Raw genomic sequence first — 19,620 nt, forward strand, 5'->3', positions numbered from 1 at the left:
GTAAATATTAATACTCCAATCTATTTTCCCTATCTTTGTAAGATGCAGGCATCGTTCGAAGATTTTAAACTTAATAAGCAGATATTAGACGCAATTGCGGAAGCAGGTTATAACAAGCCTACTGAGATTCAGCAGAAGGCAATCACACCTATTCTTGCAGGGCAAGATGTGATGGGGATTGCACAGACTGGAACCGGGAAAACAGCCGCCTTTGTACTTCCTATGCTGATGAAACTAAAATATGCGCAAGGGATGGATGCCCGGGCATTAATATTGAGCCCAACCCGAGAATTAGCAATACAGATTGAGGAGCATATACGTATTTTTTCCAGCTATTTGGACTTACGTACTGTTCTGCTGTATGGAGGATTGGGACCCAAGACGCAAAAGGAACAATTAGAAAAAGGCTGTGATATCATCGTGGCGACTCCGGGGCGATTTTTAGATCTCTACCTAGAGGGATATATTAATACGAAATCTTTGAAGTTTCTCGTTATGGATGAGGCGGATAAGATGATGGATATGGGGTTCATTAGCAAGATTCACCGCATCTTGGAGGTTGTTCCAAGGAAACGTCAGAACTTACTTTTCTCGGCAACAATGAGCGAGTTGGTCCGTAAGATAGCAGGTGATTTTTTGGCATTCCCCACAGTAATCGAAGTTACGGAGCAGGCAACACCGGCTAAGACGGTAACGCAGACGTTGTATCATGTTCCTAATCTCAAGACGAAGATTAACTTACTTCAACATCTGTTTATGGATGATGAAGCTTTTCACCGTGTGATTGTATTTTGCAAGACCAAAGAGGTCGCTGATAATGTTTTTGGTTTTCTAGAACGAAAATATGGCGAAGATAATGTTCGCGTGATCCATGCGAATAAGGGGCAGAATACACGTATCAACTCTATTAATGCATTTAAGTCTGGTGATATCCGTTTTTTGGTGGCTACAGATGTTGCAGCGAGGGGCTTGGACGTTTCTAATGTGAGTCATGTTGTCAATTTTGATGTTCCTATAGTGATCGAAGATTATGTGCATCGTATAGGACGTACAGGGCGGGCTTTTAGTAAGGGGGACGCAATCACTTTTGCAAATCCTGCTGAGGAGTACTATCTGGCTAAAATTGAAAAGTTGATTCGCCAATCTATACCTGTGACCGAAGTTCCTGAAGGTGTATTTGTGGAAAAGACGCCTTATGATGAACGACAGGCTATTGCCCGTGAAATTGATAACCAAAAGAAGAAGGATAATCCTGATTTTAAAGGTGCTTTTCATGAGAAAAAGTTCGTTATTCAACAGAAAGCTGCAGCAAAGTCTGGATATAAGTCCAAAAAGACGTCTGGCAAGCCGACAGGGGCAAAGAAAAAAGGAAAGAAGTTTAAAAACAGCTAATCTGTGAAACTGACACCATTAAATATTGCTTTGGCATGCGTCTTGGTATGGGTGATATCCGAGTGGGGAAGTGAGCAGGAGCAGATTATGTCTTGGGCATGGTTGCTTGCACTGACAATCTTCTTAGCTTTGATTGATCTTGGTTTTCGTTTATTTTTTAAAGACTTAAAAAGAATTTGGATCCTACAGATCGGTTTTATACTACTTGTAGGTATACTGATGGTTATATTGAAAATACAGTAATGAAAAAAGCAGAAATAAAATTAAACGTCGAGTTGGACGAAAATAATGTTCCAGAAGTAATTCATTGGTCCTCTACAGACGGAGAAACATCGGACGCGCTGCCAGCTAAGGCTATGTTTTTAGCCCTATGGGATGCACAATATAAGAATTCCTTACGTATTGATCTATGGACTAAAGATATGCCTTATGACGAAATGAAGCGTTTCTTCTATGAGACCTTGCAGACGATGGGGGATTCTTTTTTGAGAGCATCGGGAGGTGATCCAATGGCTGAAAAAGTAATTGGTGATCTCCGTGATTATTGTGCACACTTTGGTGATAAAATGGAAGTTCTGGAAGAGGAGGGATAGTATGAATTATTTTTTAGTGAAATCCGAACCTTTTAAATATAGCTGGGAGCAGTTTAATAAGGATGGCCAAACCTTTTGGGATGGTGTGCGCAATTATCAGGCTCGGAATAATATGAAGGCGATGAAAATGGGGGATTTAGTCCTGTTTTATCACAGCAATGAAGGTAAAGAAGTAGTTGGGGTTGCTAAGGTCGTCAAGGAATTCTATCAAGATCCAACAACAGAAGATCCGAAATGGGTTGTCGTTGATCTAGCTCCTGTCGAGACATTAAAAAAGCCAGTAACATTGGAGATGGTAAAAGCCGATGAGTTTTTACAGGATATTGCTTTGGTACGACAAGGCCGTTTGTCGGTTATGCCCTTGAAGCAGGAAGAATTTGACCGGATACTCGAATTGGGTAATAGGTAACAAAAAGGTTCCGCTAGAAGCGGAACCTTTTTGTTATAAGCTTTATTAATGATTCTTTGCATGGTTTATGAGCTTTTTTAAACTCTTTGCGTCTTTCATTTCCATCTTACCTGCTAAGATCAATCGTAATTCGCGACGCTGTAAGGCCTCTTCAAAAAGTAGCATCTCTTCTTCTGTCTCGGGAAGTAATTCTGCAACCCGTCGAGGTTTTGTGTTTTCATCAATAGCAACAAAGGTATAGTAGGCTTCGTTCGTTTTTACCTTGGTCCCTTGGGGTAGGTTGTGGGCAAAAATCTCCATCCGCACTTCCATCGAAGAGCTGAAGGCACGTGAAACTTTGGCCTGTATCGTAACAACTTCACCAAGTTTAATGGGTCTTGTAAAAGAAACATTATCTACAGATACAGTTACAACAGGGCTGTTTGAATGTTTCTGTGCAGCCATTGCCGAACAGATATCCATCCAATACAATAATCGTCCTCCCATCAGGTTTCCAAAGGTATTGGTGTCATTGGGGAGTACTAATTCATTCATTTCCGTGTAGGAATCCTTTGCTATTTTTGCTTGCATCTATTGATCGTAATGTTTTAACTGTTCATTTATCCTTTGCAAAGATACGACAAAAGGAGTAGGGGTGAAGCCTAAAACCGTCTTGGCTTTGTCAAGAATAAACCCTGTTTTGGCAGGACGGTTCATCGCTTGCCCGATCTCTTGAGCAGATATTGAACTGATTAAGGTCGTGTCAAGTTCCCAATAAGCGGCGACCTTGTGTACGATCTCCTCAATGCTGTACATCTCGGAGCCTGATATATGGAATATTCCTTGTGCTCTTGTCTGCATAGATAATAGGCAAGCCTGTGCTAAATCATCTACCCAAGTAGGCATACGCCATTGGTCATTGACAACGCGTATGGGGTGATTTTGTTCTAATTGTTTTTTCGCCCATAATATAAGATTGCTTCGACCGGTGTCCGGGATACAACCATAGACCAATATAGTGCGCAATATTGCAATATTTCCATTTAGAGCTGTAAGTTGCTGTTCAGCATTGATCTTACTCTGTCCGTAGGCATTAACAGGTGCCGTGGCATCATCTTCCCTGTAGGGACCATTTTTTCCGTCAAATACAAAATCTGTTGATAGAAAGGTTAGATGGATGTTGTTTTCTACGGCATATTCTCCCAGAAATTTTGTTAAATCAACATTGATTCGTTGTGCTAAGTCTGGATTACTGCCGCAGGACTCTACGCTACTTAGTGCGGCAGTATGTAGGATATGTGTAGGCTTAAATTCAGCAAGCAGCTTTGCCAGCTGCACTGGTTCTGCTAAATCGCACTGTACAAAAGAAGATGTAGCGAGATAGCTGTTCCTATTAGTGGATTTTGATATTCCTAATAGTGCTCCATCTATTTCCTTGTCATACCATTGCTCGCAGAACTTTTGAGCTACAAAGCCGTTAGAACCTGTCAATAATATACGCATCTTCATTAGTTTGTCCAGGTGAAATCCATTTTTTTCTGTTTCATAGAGCGGTCAATGACGTTGACTTCCAATTGGAGAATACTCTTTAGAGCGGGATAGTCAATTTTTTCAGCATCATCACCGGTTTTGTGATAATCTTCATGACCTCCGGTGTGAAAAAATAGGACTGGAATGTCCTTTTTATAAAAAGAGGTCTGATCGGAACCACCATTCCCGTCTTTACTTAGGTTGAATTTGATGTCGCTTTGTATGCCTTCAAAGATTGCAGGAAACTGTGGACTGGTGCCGTACCCTATAACGGCGAGTCCATTGTTAGGATTGTAGCGCCCGATCATATCCATATTCAACATCCAATGAATATCTGTTAGTGGAAGAGTTGGGTTTTCTGTCCAATATTTTGAGCCTAGTAGACCGAGTTCTTCCGCACTAAATGCTATAAAAAGTATATTGAAATCCTCTTGAACTTGATTGCTGGAATAATATCGAGCCAACTCCAATAAGCCTGCGACACCTGATGCATTATCATCAGCTCCGTTATGTATTTTGCCTATGTTATCTGGATCTTTAGAACCTCCGAAATCTCCTAAGCCGAGATGATCGTAGTGTGCACCTATGACTATAGTATAGGGAGCTCCATTGTCTAGAAAACCAATAATATTCTCCGCATAGCGAATACTGTCGGAAACAACCACACGGCGTATCTTGGCTTGAAATGCCTGGCGGTATCCTTTGGTCCCTTTTGGAGATAGTTTGTGTTTTTTGAATTCTTTTTCAATATAAGCCGCTGCTTTCTTTAATTCTTTGCTTCCGGTCGCCCGTCCTTTCATTCGGTCGGATGAGAGGTAGTACAGGTGTTTTTTTAAGTAGTCCAGGTTGATATCTTGTGCTTTACAAAAGACTGTGGAAATACTAAAGATAAATAGTAATAAGAACTTGACTAACTTCATACGTATGGATAGGATATTGTTAATTACAAAAATAGTATAAAAAGAGAAGAGCGGAAATATTCCGCTCTTCTCTTTTTTAGTCTTCGAGGACTTCGCTATGGATACTATCTTTTTCTTTATGCTCTTCTTTAAAGTAACGCTTTTGAAAGATTAGAATTAAGAAGACACCTACAGAAATCGCAGAGTCCGCAATGTTAAACACGGGTCGGAAAAACAAGAAATGTTCTCCTCCCCATATTGGGAACCAGTCGGGAAAATTCCCTTCGATCAATGGAAAATAAAGCATATCAACAACTTTTCCATGTAGGAAAGAGGCATAGCCTCCACTTTCAGGAAAGAGAACAGCTTTTTCGTAAAATGTACTCTCACTGAAGATCAGACCGTAGAATGCAGAATCTATAATATTGCCTAAGGCTCCAGCAAAGATTAATGCTACGTTCAAAATGAAACCTCGATTATATTTGTTTTTGACCATGTAATGAAGACCATAGCCAATTCCTGAGACTGCAATGATCCGAAATACACTTAAGAAGAGTTTTCCATATTCTCCTCCAAATTCCATTCCGTAAGCCATACCAGGATTTTCGATAAAATGAATAAGGAACTTATCACCGAGTACTTTGAAGTCTTGCCCGATCGTCATATTCAATTTGATCCAAAATTTGGAAAGTTGATCTATTAATAGAACAATAAAAATTAATGTAATAGGTCTAGTGTAGCCTTTCATAGTCAATTCATGAAATAGCCTTTACAAGTTAAAATTATGCAAAGGCTATTCGTCACTTTTTTTAGTATTGTTTGTTTTTCGCTTCGATACTCAATGTCGTATGCGGAACAGCCTTAAGGCGTTCTTTTTGGATCAATTTTCCCGTTTCTCTGCAGATTCCATACGTCTTGTTCTCGATGCGAACCAAAGCAGCTTCTAAATTGTCAATAAACTTCTTTTGGCGGGCAGCCAATTGATTGGTTTGTTCTTTCTCCAATGTCGCTGAACCGTCTTCTAGTGTTTTGTAGGTACCAGCTGTATCGTCTGTTCCATTAGCGTTCCCTCCACTCAAAGTCTTTGTTAAGGCTAGGAGCTCCTCCCTGGCTATTCTTAACTTCTCCATTATAATGGCTTTGAATTCTAATAATTCAGCATCACTATAGCGAGTTTTTTCTGTGTTTTCTCCCATACTCTAGTTTTTTTCAATTAATACCTCAAGTTTAATATCATTGATTTCGATACTGTCACTTTCTGTCAGTTGTTTTTCAAAATTCAATGAATCAGCTAATATTTCCGTGCAAATATACGATAAATTATTCTTGACGGCTTCTTCAATCTCATTATTTTGTGTCAACTGAACTCGTATTCTGTCGGTTACCTCAAAACCTTTTTCTTTCCGTAAGTTCTGTATACGGTTGATAAGTTCTCTTGCAACACCTTCTTGTTTCAGTTCTGGGCTTATCTGTATATCCAAAGCTACCGTGAGATTGCCTAGGTTGGCTACCTGCCAACCAGCGACATCTTCTGCAATGATCTCCACATCTTCCAAGCCGATACTATATGAAGTTCCCTCCAATACTATAGTTCCTACTCGTTCCAGTGTTGCGATCTGTTCCATAGAGAAAGCCAGTATTGCAGCGCTAACGGTCTTCATGTCTTTTCCTACTTTTGCGCCCAGAGCTTTGAAGTTAGGTTTTATCTTTTTCTTGATGATGCCTGCCGTATCTGTTATAAACTCAATATTCTTAATGTTTGTTTCAGAAAGGATCAAGTCTTTTACCTTCTCTACCTTAGTCTGGAAAGATGTATCCAATACCGGTATCAATATCTTGCTTAATGGTTGACGTACGTTGATGCTCGTCTTTTTACGAAGTGATAGTGTAAGCGAAGAGATGTCCTGCGCTAAAGCCATACGCTCTTCGAGTGCTTTATCTACCAAATCAGCGTGATAAACAGGGAAGTCAGCCAAATGGACAGATTCGAATGACTCTTTGCCCGTAGCTGCATTAAGATCAAGATAGAGCTGGTCAGCAAAGAACGGCGATATCGGAGACATTAATTTTGCAATCGTATCCAGGCAAGTGTATAATGTCTGGTAAGCAGAAATTTTATCTTCCGTATAATCACCTTTCCAAAACCGGCGACGGCACAGACGTACGTACCAGTTGCTCAGATGTTCATCCACAAAGTTTTGAATCGCTCGTGCAGCTTTTGTCGGTTCGTAATCCGCATAATAACCGTCTACTTCTTGGCTAAGGCTGTTTAGTAACGAAAGTATCCATCTGTCAATTTCAGGTCTATTGGCCAATTCTATTTCTGATTCCGCATAGCTAAAGTTGTCGATATTAGCATAAAGGGCGAAGAAGGCATACGTATTATATAGCGTGCCGAAGAATTTACGGCGTACCTCATCCAGGCTCTCTTCGTTGAATTTTAAATTGTCCCAAGGTGCTGCATTACTGATCATATACCAGCGAGTGGCATCAGCACTGTATTTTTCTATTGTAGCGAAAGGGTCGACACCATTACCCAAGCGTTTGGACATTTTATTGCCATTTTTGTCTAGGACAAGACCATTAGAAACGACATTCTTGAACGCAACAGAACCTGTAACCATGGTTGAGATCGCATGGAGTGTGAAAAACCATCCACGAGTCTGATCTACACCTTCAGCGATAAAGTCTGCGGGAAAGGCATTGTTATATTCGTTTTTAAATGGAAGTGCTTCACCTTTTGCAAGTTTGTCATAATCTAATCCCCACTGTGCATAAGGCATGGCACCGGAGTCAAACCATACGTCGATAAGGTCAGGTTCCCGGAACAGTTTTTGGCCTGCTTCGGATACTAAGACGACATGATCTACATACGGACGGTGCAAATCTAGTTTTTCGGTTCCAAATTTATCAAGATAGGCTTTGTTTACTGCTTTTTCTTCTGTTGTAAGAATATCGGAAGCAAGAGATGCTTCTAAATATGATTTTAGCTCTGACATGGAACCGATACATATCTCTTCATTTTCATCGTCCGAACGCCAGATAGGCAGGGGAGTGCCCCAATATCTAGAGCGGGATAGATTCCAGTCAACAAGGTTTTCTAACCAGTTTCCAAATCGTCCTGTACCTGTTGCTTCTGGTTTCCAGTTGATGGTTTTATTCAAGGCCACCAATTGTTCTTTTACAGCAGTGGTTTTGATAAACCAGCTATCCAATGGGTAGTATAATACAGGTTTGTCTGTACGCCAACAATGTGGATAGGTGTGTTCGTATTTCTTTACGTCGAAGGCTTTGTTCTCTTCCTTCAATTTGATAGCAATCAGAACATCTGTCGGTCGAAAGTCTTTGTCTGCACGCTCTTCAGCTGTATAGTACTCTTCTTTTACAAATCGACCTGCAAAATCAGTAATCTCTTTTACAAAACGGCCGGTGCGGTCCACAGTCGGAACGTCCTTGCCATTTTCGTCTTTAATCAAGATGGCTGGTACTCCATTCTCTTTTGCTACTCTAAAGTCATCCGCTCCGTAGGTTGGAGCCGCGTGTACGATACCCGTACCATCCTCTGTAGTGACGAAGTCGCCAGGTATAACGCGGAATGCTTTTTCTAATAACTCCTCGGATGTGATATATGGTAATAGTTGGTGGTAACGAAGACCTACTAACTCTTCGCCTTTAAATTCAGCCGCTCTTTCCCACGGAACAATCTTATCTCCGGTTTTATATTCTTGGAATGATGCATTTTCTCCCTCAGCTTTGAAATGTTTGCTGATTAGATTTTTGGCTAGTATGACCGAGACCGGCTCGCCTGTGTATTGATTGAATGTCTTTATTTTGACATAGTCAATGTTTTTGCCTACCACGAGCGCCGTATTACTAGGAAGGGTCCATGGAGTCGTTGTCCAAGCGATAAAAACAACATCTTCATCTGGGGTTTCCACTAGGCTATTGACCATCGGGTGGAGTTGTTTCTTGTCCAAACGGAACTCCGCAACAATAGTTGTATCTTTTACGTCCTTGTAAGTGCCGGGTTGATTGAGTTCATGCGAACTCAGCCCTGTGCCGGCTGCAGGGGAGTAAGGTTGTATGGTGTAGCCTTTATAAAGAAGACCTTTTTTGTATAGATCTTTCAATAAAAACCACAAGGTTTCTATATACTCATTTTCATAGGTGATATAAGGATTGTCCAGATCTACCCAATATCCCATTTTTTCGGTAAGGCCGTTCCAGAGGTCCGTATATTTCATTACCTCTTTACGGCAGGCATCATTGTACTCTTCTACAGAGATCTTGACGCCGATATCTTCTTTTGTAATGCCTAAGGATTTTTCCACAGCCAATTCGATCGGAAGACCGTGGGTATCCCAGCCCCCTTTACGTTTTACCTGAAACCCTTTTAGAGTCTTATAACGGCAAAAAATATCTTTAATAGCACGCGCCATCACATGGTGGATACCAGGGGTTCCATTTGCAGAAGGAGGACCTTCATAAAAAGTGTAGGGCTTGCTCGCTGGACGATTGGAAATACTTTTTTCAAATATATTTTCTGTTTCCCAACGTTTTAATACTTCTTTGCCGATTTCGGGTAAATTTAACTGCTTATATTCCTTGTACATTACGTATTTATAAATCAAATTTTAAAGGTCGCTAATTTAACGAATATTAAGGAAAGGTAAAAGTCACAGATAGATAATATTGAGGATCTCTGTATTCTAAAGAGGCAGAGGAAGGTATTAAAAAGAGAAGAGGGGAGTCTAGGGCGAGTTGAAAAACGAAAAGCCGCCCTACATACTATGCTGATTAATAGGTTATATAGGGCAGCTAGTTTGATCTAAGCGGAGAAACTAGAGCCGCAACCGCAGGTGCTGGTGGCATTCGGATTGTTGAATGTAAAGCCTCTGGCATCTAGACCATTTCTGAAATCTATTTCCATGCCTGCAAGGTACATCCCATGTGCTTTATTCATGAAAACACGGATCCCCTCGACTTCGTATTCCGAGTCACCCTCTTTTTTCTGATCAAAACCAAGGATATAGTTCATGCCAGAACAGCCACCTCCTTCTACACCTATGCGTAGGCCATAGTCACTGCTTATTTCTTGTTGGCTTATCAGTTTTCTCAATTCTGTAACAGCTCCGTCTGTCATTTTTACGGGGGCTGTGTTAGTTGTATGTTCGATACTCATTTTCTTACCTTTCCCTATTATTGATAGTTGAACAAAAATACATATTTTTAGCCGAAATAAGATGGTGTGTTTTTTTTTGACACTATATAAACAAGACTTAAGAATGGAGTATATTGAATTTTTTAAAGAACTTTTTGTTTTAACGTTTGGCGTGTTTAGCGCTTTGGTATTAGCTTTCTACATTATTTGGCCAAAAATAGAGAACCATTTTTTTAAAATGGGGAGTATCGCCCAAAATAGAGAATTCGTGAAAGACAAGAGGCAACTGCAATTTGCAGCTTATGAAAGGCTATTACTATTTGTGCATCGATTGTCTCCAGAGCAAGTTATGATCAGGCATCATGTAGCTGGAATTACAGCAGGGCAGTTCAAGCAAGCTGTTCTTGCTGATATTGAATCTGAGTTTCAGCATAACTTTACGCAGCAATTGTATGTTTCGGATGCTGCCTGGACAATCGTAAAAGACCTCAAGGATAATACGATGGACTTGTTGCGCAATGCCGGAAAAGGATTGAATGAGGATAGTCTTATCGATAGCTATGTGGAAGCTGTGCTAAAGCATATGAAAGGGCTGGATATAAACCCTTATGAGGCAGCACAGACATTGCTGAAGAAAGAGCTTATAGACTAGTATTGTGCTTTTTGTGTATTGGAACACTGTTTATATTGATAAATATTTAAAATACATTTTGTTCTATAAAAGATACGGTAAAGAATTCCTTTAAAAGATAAGATAATCGTATATTTGCGACAAAAATAAATTATTCTAATACCCCAACAATAATATACACAAGAATGGAAAGAGATCAAGCTATCTTTAATCTAATCGCAGATGAGCTAAAACGCCAGGAAGAAGGCATTGAATTAATCGCGTCAGAGAACTTTGTGAGCAAACAAGTAATGGAAGCAGCAGGTTCTGTATTGACCAATAAATATGCTGAAGGACTTCCGGGAAAACGTTATTATGGTGGATGCGAAGTTGTCGATGAAATAGAGACAATCGCTATCGAACGTGCTAAAAAACTTTTTGGTGCGGAATGGGTGAATGTTCAACCTCACTCCGGTGCTCAAGCTAATGCAGCTGTTTTTCTGGCAACGATTAAGCCAGGAGATAAGATTTTAGGTCTTGACTTGTCTCATGGAGGACACTTGACACATGGTTCTCCAGCCAATCTTTCGGGAAAAATCTATCAACCGGTGTTTTACGGTGTGAAAGAGGATACTGGCTTGATCGATTATGAGCAATTAGAGGAAACTGCACTCCGTGAAAAACCAAAGATGATTATCTGTGGAGCCTCTGCTTATTCGCGTGATTGGGATTACGCACGTATCCGTAAGGTAGCAGATGAGATAGGAGCTATAGTGTTGGCCGATATTTCTCACCCAGCAGGTTTGATTGCTAAAGGATTGTTGAACGATCCTCTTCCTCACTGTCATATCGTAACGACCACTACGCACAAAACATTGCGTGGCCCTCGCGGAGGCATGATTATGGTGGGCAAAGATTTCGAAAACCCTTGGGGTATCAAGACACCAAAAGGAGAGATTCGTACCATCACACAATTATTGGATTTGGCGGTATTCCCAGGTACTCAAGGAGGTCCTTTGGAACATACTATTGCTGCAAAAGCAATTGCTTACGGTGAAGCTTTGACGGATGACTATCTGACATACATAAAGCAGGTACAGAGCAATGCACAGGCTCTAGCTAAGTTTTTTGTGGATCGCGATTATAAGATTATCTCTGGTGGGACAGATAACCACTTGATGTTAGTTGACTTGCGTAACAAAGATATTTCCGGTAAGGAAGCGGAGGCAGTATTAGGGCTGGCTGGTATTACAACGAATAAGAACATGGTTCCGTTTGATACACGCTCACCTTTTGTAACTTCAGGAGTTCGTTTCGGAACAGCTGCAATTACAAGTCGAGGCGTGAAAGAGGCCGAGATGGTACAGATTGGTGAATTAATTGATGAGGCGTTGCAAAACCGTGGAAATGAAGGGCAATTAGCAAAGATTCATGACAAAGTGAAAGCTATGATGGCTCGGTTTCCTCTTTACAAATAAGAATTTTCATCATCTTGAGATAAGGCCCCGAAAGTAGTTTCGGGGCTTTCTTGTTTATTTTTTTGAATGTGTCGTGGTTAGATTAATCATCTCTCTACTGTGCATTGTTATGGTATAGTTATTGTAATTAGATAACTGTGAATTAATGTTAAAAGTCAAGTGGTTAATTTGAAAGATCAATTTTTTTCAGCTACTTTGGGTTAAATAATAAGATTTAAAACAATTAAAATTAAAGCCTATCGAAACACGGTTACTCTAAAAATGAATTGCTTACATGCTCTATACTTATAAATATTAGGGGAATTATTATGAAACTATTGAAAAGCAAAACAGATCAAGAGTTAATCCGTGCCTACATTGAAGGCGATGAGATGGGATTGAAATTGTTGATAGATCGATACAAGACTAAGATATATACTTCTATTTTTGTTCGCGTTAAGGATGAGTTCCTTGCAGAGGATATTTTTCAGGAAACCTTTATTAAGGTAATCAATACTATTAAGGCTGGTCGTTATAATGAGGAAGGTAAGTTTTTACCTTGGGTGATTCGTATTGCCCATAACATGGTTATCGATCATTTTCGTAAAGAAAAAAGGGGCCCTTCGGTAGTTAATGGTGATGGTTATGATATTTTTGAAGTGCTTAATTTCGCCGATGATAATGCGGAATCTAAACTCGTGCGTAATCAGGTAGATGTAGATTTGAAAAAGTTGATACAGCTCCTTCCTGATGATCAAAAGGAAGTATTGATCATGCGTCATTTCTGCGATATGAGTTTTAAAGATATCGCTGAGATCACCGAAGTGAGTATCAATACAGCCTTGGGGCGTATGCGTTATGCCCTGAGTAATTTGCGCAAGATGATTGAGGATCATAATATGACGTTTCAGTTTAATTAGGTTCCCTACCTCTGCTATAAAAAAAACTATATGGATTCAAGGATTTATGTGGGGTTAAGCATAGATGTGTTTGATGGGCTTTGGGCTTATAGCCAAAGCCCATCTTTCATTTGCCATGTTTTTTAGAACTGTCTACGTTTTGGTAGAAGCGCTGCCAGGTTCTTAAGGTGTTTTTGACGGAAATGTGAGTTTTGAAGTCTTAATTGTTGTCAAAATGACAGGGAATTTATGTTTATTTGTTGCTGTGAAACCTTTGGAATTGGTTTTGATAGTAAGAAATACATAATGGTAATTGAAATTTAAATAAAAAAATATGGGAATTTGGATTTTATTGATTTTTATTGGGATTGTCAGCATGATTGTCCAGACAAGATTTAAAAATAAGTTTAAAAAGTATTCGGAGATGCCCTTGACCTCTGGAATGTCTGGGGCGGAGATTGCACAAAAGATGCTTCATGATAATAATATTTACGATGTCAATGTTGTGTCGGTGGAAGGCCAGCTCACTGACCATTATAACCCATCGGATAGGACGGTCAATTTAAGCCCAGAAGTATACCATGGGCGTAGTGTGGCGGCAGCTGCTGTAGCTGCACACGAGTGCGGCCATGCTGTACAGCATGCAACTGCTTACTCCTGGTTGCAATTTCGCTCATCAATGGTGCCAATTGTTAACTTTTCATCAAAGATTGTTTCTTTTACTTTGATGATTGGTGTCATGTTGGCTGTGTTTTCACAGAGCTACCTTTTATTGCAGATTGGGGTAGCGGCCTTAGCTGTGACTACGGTGTTTAGTTTTATTACGTTGCCAGTAGAGTTTGATGCTTCTAAGCGCGCTTTGGTCTGGTTAGAAAGAGCCAATGTAACGCATGATTTAGAGGAGCATGATGGTGCTAAAGATGCTTTGAAATGGGCTGCCATGACTTATGTGATTGCCGCTTTGTCTGCACTTGTTACTTTGCTTTATTACGCTTCGATTCTTTTAGGCCGGAGGGACTAAGAAAAGAGAATATATAGTATTATAGGCCGAGGTAGTTTTACTGCTTCGGCTTTTTTGTTGTGCCCCTGATAATTATCAACTAGGTGAGTGGTTATTATTTTATATGTATAATAAACGAATATTAAAGGGAGATGCTTCGTGTTTTATTCGCTTTATTCCGAACAAAGTCCGAATAAAGTCCCTGTTAAGTCCGAATAATATCCTTATAACCTATTATATAGCTCAAAACATGTTCCCCTAGATTTACGAGGTAGTGGAAGTATCAATTTGTAAAGAAGATGATATTTCCGTACGTAGGATAAGTTGAGAAAAAGCAAAATATTATTAACTTTGCAACTTAGCATAAGAATTTCAAAAAATTAACTATGTTTTCAAATCTTCAGGATAAGTTAGATAGAGCCTTTAAGGTATTAAAAGGTCAGGGAAATATTACCGAAATAAACGTCGCTGAGACGATGAAGGAAATTCGCAAAGCATTATTGGATGCCGATGTGAATTATAAAACGGCAAAGACGTTTACGGATGATGTGAAGCAAAAGGCTTTAGGCGAAAATGTGTTAAGTAGCATTTCTCCGGGGCAGTTGCTTACCAAGATCATGAATGATGAGCTGACTAATCTCATGGGGGGCTCCGTGACTGAGTTGGATTTGGTGAAAAATCCAACGGTTATTCTTATCGCAGGTTTGAATGGTGCCGGTAAAACTACTTTTACAGGTAAACTGGCTAGTTTTTTGAAAGATAAGAAAGGTAAAAAGCCTCTTTTGGTCGCAGGTGACGTATATCGTCCAGCGGCAATCGATCAACTGGAGGTCTTAGCTGAGCAGGTAGGGGTACCGGTATATACGGATAGAAACTCTACCGATCCTATTGCTATAGCCAAAGCAGGTGTGGAAGAGGGAAAGAAAAATGGTAATAATGTGATTATTATCGATACAGCAGGACGTCTAGCTATCGATGAGGCATTAATGACAGAAATTACTGCTGTAAAGGATGCAACACAGCCGAATGAGATTTTATTCGTAGTAGATGCTATGACTGGACAGGATGCGGTTAATACAGCAAAAACTTTCAATGATCGTTTAGACTTTACCGGTGTCGTATTGACGAAATTGGATGGTGATACACGTGGCGGTGCTGCATTGTCTATAAAGTCAGTTGTAAACAAGCCTATCAAATTTATCGGTACAGGGGAGAAGATGGATGCTTTGGATGTTTTCTATCCAGATCGTATGGCATCCCGGATTTTAGGGATGGGTGACGTAGTGTCCTTAGTCGAGCGCGCACAACAACAATTTGACGAGAAACAAGCAGCCGAACTTCAAAAAAAGATTCGCAAAAATAAGTTTGATTTCAATGATTTTAGATCCCAGATTCAACAGATCAAGAAAATGGGTAATATGAAGGATTTGATCGGTATGATTCCAGGTGCTGGTAAAGCGCTTAAAGATGTGGAGATTGAAGATGATGCATTCAAACCGATTGAAGCTATCATCGATTCGATGACACCTTTTGAACGAGAGAATCCAGACGCGATCGATCAAAAAAGAAGAATGCGTATCGCTAAGGGATCTGGTACTGATATTAATGAGGTTAATAAGTTGCTGAAGCAGTTTATGGATATGCGGAAAGTGATGAAGCAGATGTCTAATCCGGCTATGGCAGCGAAAATGATGCGTAATATGCCGAAAATGCCGGGTAAACCGTTCTAAGAAGAAACAATAAGAAAAATAGAGAAGCGGAGGCTCAAGTATGTTTTTTACTTGAGCCTCCGTTTGCTTTTAGATCGAAATTTGATGCTTATTTTTAGAAAGAATAGAATTTATTGTTAATTTTGCGTTTATGGACGATCATCCCACCCAACTGTCAGTTTATGGATACATTCTCCTTATGGGGATTATTGGTGCTCTGTTAGTAGGTGTTACGATTTTTCTAGCCAAATTAATCGCTCCCCACAAACCAAATTCCATCAAAGAGAGTACATATGAGTGTGGTGAAGAAACCATTGGGACTGCTTGGGTTCAATTTAACCCAAGATTCTATGTTATCGCACTTGTGTTTTTGCTTTTTGACGTCGAACTTATCTTTATTTTCCCTTGGTCGGTGATATTTGGAAATGAGGCACTGATTACTGCTGACGAGCGATGGGGATGGTTTACTATGATAGAAATGGCTATCTTTTTAGCGATTCTAATCGTCGGGCTGGTCTATGTCTGGTCTAGAGGGGATCTCAATTGGATTAAGCCAAATCATATAAAACCTACTGTTGGTGTGAATATACCAAGAGAAGCGTATGAACATTTAAACAATGCAGTTTATGCTGTTAGAGATTATCGGGAGAGTAAAGCCATAGTTGATGAGAAGTATAATGATACTGCTGAAACAAATGTAGTTAAGCCGTCCATTGGATTTAAACCTAAATTCAAGAAGTCATGAATATAGAAGAACAGTTAAGGTCTGACGGTGTTATTGTTGCAAAGATAGATGATCTATTGAATTGGGCAAGATTGTCTTCGATGTGGCCTGTCAGTTTTGGTATTGCTTGTTGCGCTATTGAGATGATGGGAGCGATGGCAGCGACTTATGACCTTGATCGTTTGGGGGTGTTTCCACGTCCTTCGCCGAGGCAATCGGATGTAATGATTATTGCGGGAACGGTTACTTTTAAAATGGCAGATCGAATTAAGAGACTGTATGAACAAATGCCGGAACCTCGTTATGTGATTTCGATGGGGTCTTGCTCGAATTGTGGTGGTCCCTATTGGCAGCATGGTTATCATGTTGTGAAAGGGGTTGATAAAATTATTCCGGTGGATATTTATGTTCAGGGATGTCCTCCACGGCCAGAGGCACTTATTGGTGCATTTTTAGAGTTACAAAAAAAGATAGAAAAAGAGCATATTCTTCATCAGAAGTACTTTGAAGAAGTTGTTTGAGCATATAAATGAATTATGGGAAAAGATTTTTATGGTGAGTTGCAATTAGGAATTCTTGGCGGTGGTCAGTTAGGACGTATGCTAATTCAAGAAGCAATAAGTTATAATGTAAATGTGCATGTGCTAGATCCAGATAAAAATGCACCTTGCCGTAAACTGTGTGATCATTTTGAATGTGGATCGCTAAGTGATTATGATACGGTCTTTAATTTTGGAAAAGACCTAGACATGATTACTATAGAGATTGAGAAAGTGAATGTTGATGCTTTGGAAGCATTGGAAGACAAAGGAGTGATGGTGTATCCGCAATCACGCGTAATTCGTTTGATTCAGGACAAGGGGTTGCAGAAGCAATTCTTCAAGCAGAATGATATTCCTACCTCGGCTTTTCAATTTATTTCGAATAAGGAGTCTCTTCGCAATGCCAATCTTTCGTTACCTTATGTACAGAAGCTCCGTAAAGATGGATATGATGGTAAAGGTGTTAAGATGATTCACACAGAAAATGATCTGTTAGCGGCTTTTGAAGAGCCGAGTATAATTGAAGAGATCGTACGTTTTCAGAAAGAGATAGCCGTTATTGTAGCACGTAATGACCGTGGCGAAGTGAAAACTTTTCCTATGGTAGAAATGGAGTTCAATCCACAAGCTAATCTGGTGGAATTTTTAATCTCGCCATCGACTTATAGTTTTGAGATACAGCAGAAGGCTGAAGAATTGGCTAAAAAAATAGCGAATGACCTGCAGATTGTCGGACTTTTGGCTGTTGAAATGTTTTTGACAGAGGAAGGCGATATTTTAGTCAATGAACTGGCTCCAAGGCCTCATAATTCTGGACATCAGACTATCGAAGGTAATTTTACATCACAGTTTGGTCAACACCTTAGGGCGATATTCAATCTGCCTCTTGGAAATACAGAAGCGCGTTCAAATGCTGTAATGATCAATTTGTTGGGAGAGGAAGGGTATGAAGGCCTGGCTAAATATGAGGGCATTGAAGAAATCCTGGCTATGGAAGGAGTATATCTGCATCTTTATGGTAAGAAATATACAAAGCCTTTCCGTAAGATGGGGCATGTTTGTATTGTAAATGTAGATCGGGAGATCGCTATAAGTAATGCTCGTAATGTACAGGAAATATTGAAAGTAATAGCATAAATAGAAATAATGAACGTACAATCAATTCAAGTAGGAATTATCATGGGGAGTAAGTCTGATCTCCCTGTTATGCAAGATGCAGTAGAAGTGTTGAAAGAGTTAGGTGTTGGGTTTGAAGTAACGATTGTGTCAGCACATCGTACTCCACATCGTATGTTTTCATATGCGGAAGAGGCTGCAGCTAGAGGCATCAAAGTCATTATTGCCGGAGCGGGCGGCGCAGCGCATCTTCCAGGGATGGTAGCGTCGATAACACATCTGCCAGTAATCGGGGTTCCTGTAAAATCGTCTAATTCTATAGACGGTTGGGATTCTGTACTTTCCATCTTACAGATGCCTAACGGTATCCCTGTTGCTACAGTGGCTTTGAATGCAGCAAAAAATGCTGGAATATTGGCTGCTCAGATTATCGCAACACATGATCCCGAAATAGCTGAAAACCTATTGGCTTTTAAGAAGATCTTAAAAGATAAAGTAGAAGAGACAGCCTCAGAGGTAGAGGCTATGAAGTTTTAAAAACAAAGGGCTATATTTATAGCCCTTTGTTTTTAATCACTTTGTTAGGAATTTCTGAACATATTCATAACTCTTTTTGACACTTTCAAATTTGTTGGGCAGATAAATGTCATCCTGTTCTACAAATGCAAATTCCAATCCTGCTTGTTTAGCACCCTGCACAATATTGATATAGTCAATGTGTCCACTTCCCACTTCTGTGAAACGGACTTGGTTTTGTATAGAGTCGAATGGTAAGCTGTCAAAGTCTTTTCCTACTATTGGCTCTGCATAGTTCTTGTCCATATCTTTTATATGCCACATTGGAAAACGGCCAGGATACTTTTGAAAATAAGATTGAGGATTCAGCCCCGATTTTTCGATCCAATATATATCCAATTCAAAAGAGACTAGTTCTGGTTCTGTAAAAGCAATCATGATATCTAGTCCTTTTGTCCCATTGGCAAAATTTCTAAATTCCCAAAAGTGATTGTGATACCCTATATTAATACCAGCTTTCTTAGCTAATTCTCCTGCTTTGTTTAATTGTTCTGCGGCATATTGATAATCTTCTACTGTTAAATTATTAAGATCTTCCATTGGAGTAACTGGGGCTATAACGTATTTCTGACCAAGTTCATGAGCGGTCTCTATATATTTTTCAATATCTTCTTTATCTACCGTATGATGTCGACTTAAATATTTACTCATATCATAGTGACCGCTATAGGTTTTTAGGTCTGTATCTGCCATTATTTTCTTGAGTTCAGGGATGCTAAGGCCCCAAAAAGTATTGTTGGTGAGATCAATGCCAAAAGTTTCGATGTGACTATAACCTATTTTAGCAACCGTTTGTAAAGTCAGTTTAGGATCTTGGATCAATAAATCACGTAGTGAATATATCTGTAGACCTATATTGGCGAAGGGGCCATCTCCTTTTTGTTTACTCACAGTACATGCCTGGAGGAGTGAGGATCCGAAATATGCTCCGGCTAACCCAAAACCTGTTTTTTTTATAAAGTTGCGTCTCGTAGTCTTCATAGTTTAAGTTTTACAGTGTAATAAATTTAGGAAATGCAATTGA

General features: G+C 39.8%; 21 protein-coding genes. 13 read left to right on the plus strand and 8 right to left on the minus strand.

Annotated features, from left to right (window positions below):
- The first annotated feature begins 42 nt into the window (after positions 1–42).
- Genes JKG61_RS03850 through JKG61_RS03865 form a run of 4 tightly spaced genes read left to right on the plus strand, consistent with a single transcriptional unit; the run spans position 43 to position 2,394 of the window.
- A complete protein-coding gene (locus JKG61_RS03850; RefSeq protein ID WP_202101675.1) occupies positions 43–1,392 on the plus strand; it encodes a DEAD/DEAH box helicase in 1,350 nt (449 codons plus the stop codon).
- A 3-nt stretch (positions 1,393–1,395) separates the two neighbouring features.
- Positions 1,396–1,635 carry a hypothetical protein gene (locus tag JKG61_RS03855; protein ID WP_202101676.1) on the plus strand — a complete coding sequence of 80 codons (240 nt, stop codon included), beginning with the start codon at positions 1,396–1,398 and terminating at the stop codon, positions 1,633–1,635.
- Positions 1,635–1,985 carry a gliding motility protein GldC gene (gene gldC / locus JKG61_RS03860; protein ID WP_202101677.1) on the plus strand — a complete coding sequence of 117 codons (351 nt, stop codon included), beginning with the start codon at positions 1,635–1,637 and terminating at the stop codon, positions 1,983–1,985. The genes JKG61_RS03855 and gldC overlap by 1 nt, the downstream gene beginning before the upstream one ends.
- Before the next feature lies 1 nt (position 1,986).
- The gene (locus tag JKG61_RS03865; protein ID WP_202101678.1) at positions 1,987–2,394 is read left to right on the plus strand and encodes an EVE domain-containing protein; all 408 of its coding nucleotides are present in this window, start codon (positions 1,987–1,989) and stop codon (positions 2,392–2,394) included.
- A gap of 45 nt (positions 2,395–2,439) precedes the next feature.
- Here the strand turns inward: JKG61_RS03865 and JKG61_RS03870 are convergent, their stop codons facing one another.
- The 7 genes from JKG61_RS03870 to JKG61_RS03900 form a co-directional block, all read right to left on the minus strand.
- Positions 2,440–2,964 carry an acyl-CoA thioesterase gene (locus JKG61_RS03870; RefSeq protein ID WP_202101679.1) on the minus strand — a complete coding sequence of 175 codons (525 nt, stop codon included), beginning with the start codon at positions 2,962–2,964 and terminating at the stop codon, positions 2,440–2,442.
- Positions 2,965–3,876, minus strand: coding sequence for an SDR family oxidoreductase (locus tag JKG61_RS03875; RefSeq protein ID WP_237249368.1), 912 nt, complete (start codon positions 3,874–3,876; stop codon positions 2,965–2,967).
- Positions 3,877–3,881: 5 nt separating this feature from the next.
- Positions 3,882–4,823, minus strand: coding sequence for a M20/M25/M40 family metallo-hydrolase (locus tag JKG61_RS03880; protein ID WP_202101681.1), 942 nt, complete (start codon positions 4,821–4,823; stop codon positions 3,882–3,884).
- A 76-nt stretch (positions 4,824–4,899) separates the two neighbouring features.
- On the minus strand, positions 4,900–5,550 hold the full coding sequence (locus JKG61_RS03885) for a lipoprotein signal peptidase (protein WP_202101682.1): 651 nt from the start codon (positions 5,548–5,550) through the stop codon (positions 4,900–4,902).
- A 61-nt stretch (positions 5,551–5,611) separates the two neighbouring features.
- A complete protein-coding gene (locus tag JKG61_RS03890; protein WP_202101683.1) occupies positions 5,612–5,998 on the minus strand; it encodes a TraR/DksA family transcriptional regulator in 387 nt (128 codons plus the stop codon).
- 3 nt (positions 5,999–6,001) lie between these two features.
- Positions 6,002–9,415, minus strand: a complete 3,414-nt coding sequence (gene ileS, locus JKG61_RS03895) for an isoleucine--tRNA ligase (RefSeq protein ID WP_202101684.1) — start codon at positions 9,413–9,415, stop codon at positions 6,002–6,004.
- Positions 9,416–9,630: 215 nt separating this feature from the next.
- On the minus strand, positions 9,631–9,984 hold the full coding sequence (locus JKG61_RS03900; RefSeq protein ID WP_202101685.1) for a HesB/IscA family protein: 354 nt from the start codon (positions 9,982–9,984) through the stop codon (positions 9,631–9,633).
- Positions 9,985–10,087: 103 nt separating this feature from the next.
- Between JKG61_RS03900 and JKG61_RS03905 the strand changes: the two genes are divergently transcribed.
- The 9 genes from JKG61_RS03905 to purE all read left to right on the plus strand — a co-directional run bounded on the left by JKG61_RS03905 (position 10,088) and on the right by purE (position 18,557).
- A complete protein-coding gene (locus JKG61_RS03905) occupies positions 10,088–10,615 on the plus strand; it encodes a DUF7935 family protein (protein ID WP_202101686.1) in 528 nt (175 codons plus the stop codon).
- Positions 10,616–10,779: 164 nt separating this feature from the next.
- Positions 10,780–12,051 (plus strand): serine hydroxymethyltransferase, encoded by a 1,272-nt coding sequence (locus tag JKG61_RS03910; protein ID WP_202101687.1) that lies wholly within the window; start codon positions 10,780–10,782, stop codon positions 12,049–12,051.
- Between the two features lie 308 nt (positions 12,052–12,359).
- Positions 12,360–12,950 carry an RNA polymerase sigma factor gene (locus JKG61_RS03915; RefSeq protein ID WP_202101688.1) on the plus strand — a complete coding sequence of 197 codons (591 nt, stop codon included), beginning with the start codon at positions 12,360–12,362 and terminating at the stop codon, positions 12,948–12,950.
- Between the two features lie 313 nt (positions 12,951–13,263).
- Positions 13,264–13,950: a zinc metallopeptidase gene (locus JKG61_RS03920; RefSeq protein ID WP_202101689.1), complete on the plus strand. Its 687-nt coding sequence runs from the start codon at positions 13,264–13,266 to the stop codon at positions 13,948–13,950.
- A 365-nt stretch (positions 13,951–14,315) separates the two neighbouring features.
- Entirely contained in the window at positions 14,316–15,659 is a 1,344-nt protein-coding gene (gene ffh, locus JKG61_RS03925) for a signal recognition particle protein (protein ID WP_202101690.1), read from the plus strand.
- A 130-nt stretch (positions 15,660–15,789) separates the two neighbouring features.
- Positions 15,790–16,383, plus strand: a complete 594-nt coding sequence (locus tag JKG61_RS03930) for an NADH-quinone oxidoreductase subunit A (protein WP_202101691.1) — start codon at positions 15,790–15,792, stop codon at positions 16,381–16,383.
- Positions 16,380–16,883, plus strand: coding sequence for an NADH-quinone oxidoreductase subunit B (locus JKG61_RS03935; protein ID WP_202101692.1), 504 nt, complete (start codon positions 16,380–16,382; stop codon positions 16,881–16,883). Before JKG61_RS03930 ends, JKG61_RS03935 begins: the two co-directional genes overlap by 4 nt.
- 15 nt (positions 16,884–16,898) lie before the next feature.
- A complete protein-coding gene (locus JKG61_RS03940) occupies positions 16,899–18,041 on the plus strand; it encodes a 5-(carboxyamino)imidazole ribonucleotide synthase (protein ID WP_202101693.1) in 1,143 nt (380 codons plus the stop codon).
- A 9-nt stretch (positions 18,042–18,050) separates the two neighbouring features.
- Positions 18,051–18,557: a 5-(carboxyamino)imidazole ribonucleotide mutase gene (purE, locus tag JKG61_RS03945; protein WP_202101694.1), complete on the plus strand. Its 507-nt coding sequence runs from the start codon at positions 18,051–18,053 to the stop codon at positions 18,555–18,557.
- 36 nt (positions 18,558–18,593) lie between these two features.
- On the opposite strand, the gene JKG61_RS03950 is transcribed toward purE, so the two are convergent.
- Positions 18,594–19,577, minus strand: coding sequence for a sugar phosphate isomerase/epimerase family protein (locus tag JKG61_RS03950; RefSeq protein ID WP_202101695.1), 984 nt, complete (start codon positions 19,575–19,577; stop codon positions 18,594–18,596).
- Positions 19,578–19,620 lie beyond the last annotated feature (43 nt).

This window comes from Sphingobacterium faecale (assembly GCF_016746095.1).
Lineage (GTDB): Bacteria > Bacteroidota > Bacteroidia > Sphingobacteriales > Sphingobacteriaceae > Sphingobacterium > Sphingobacterium faecale.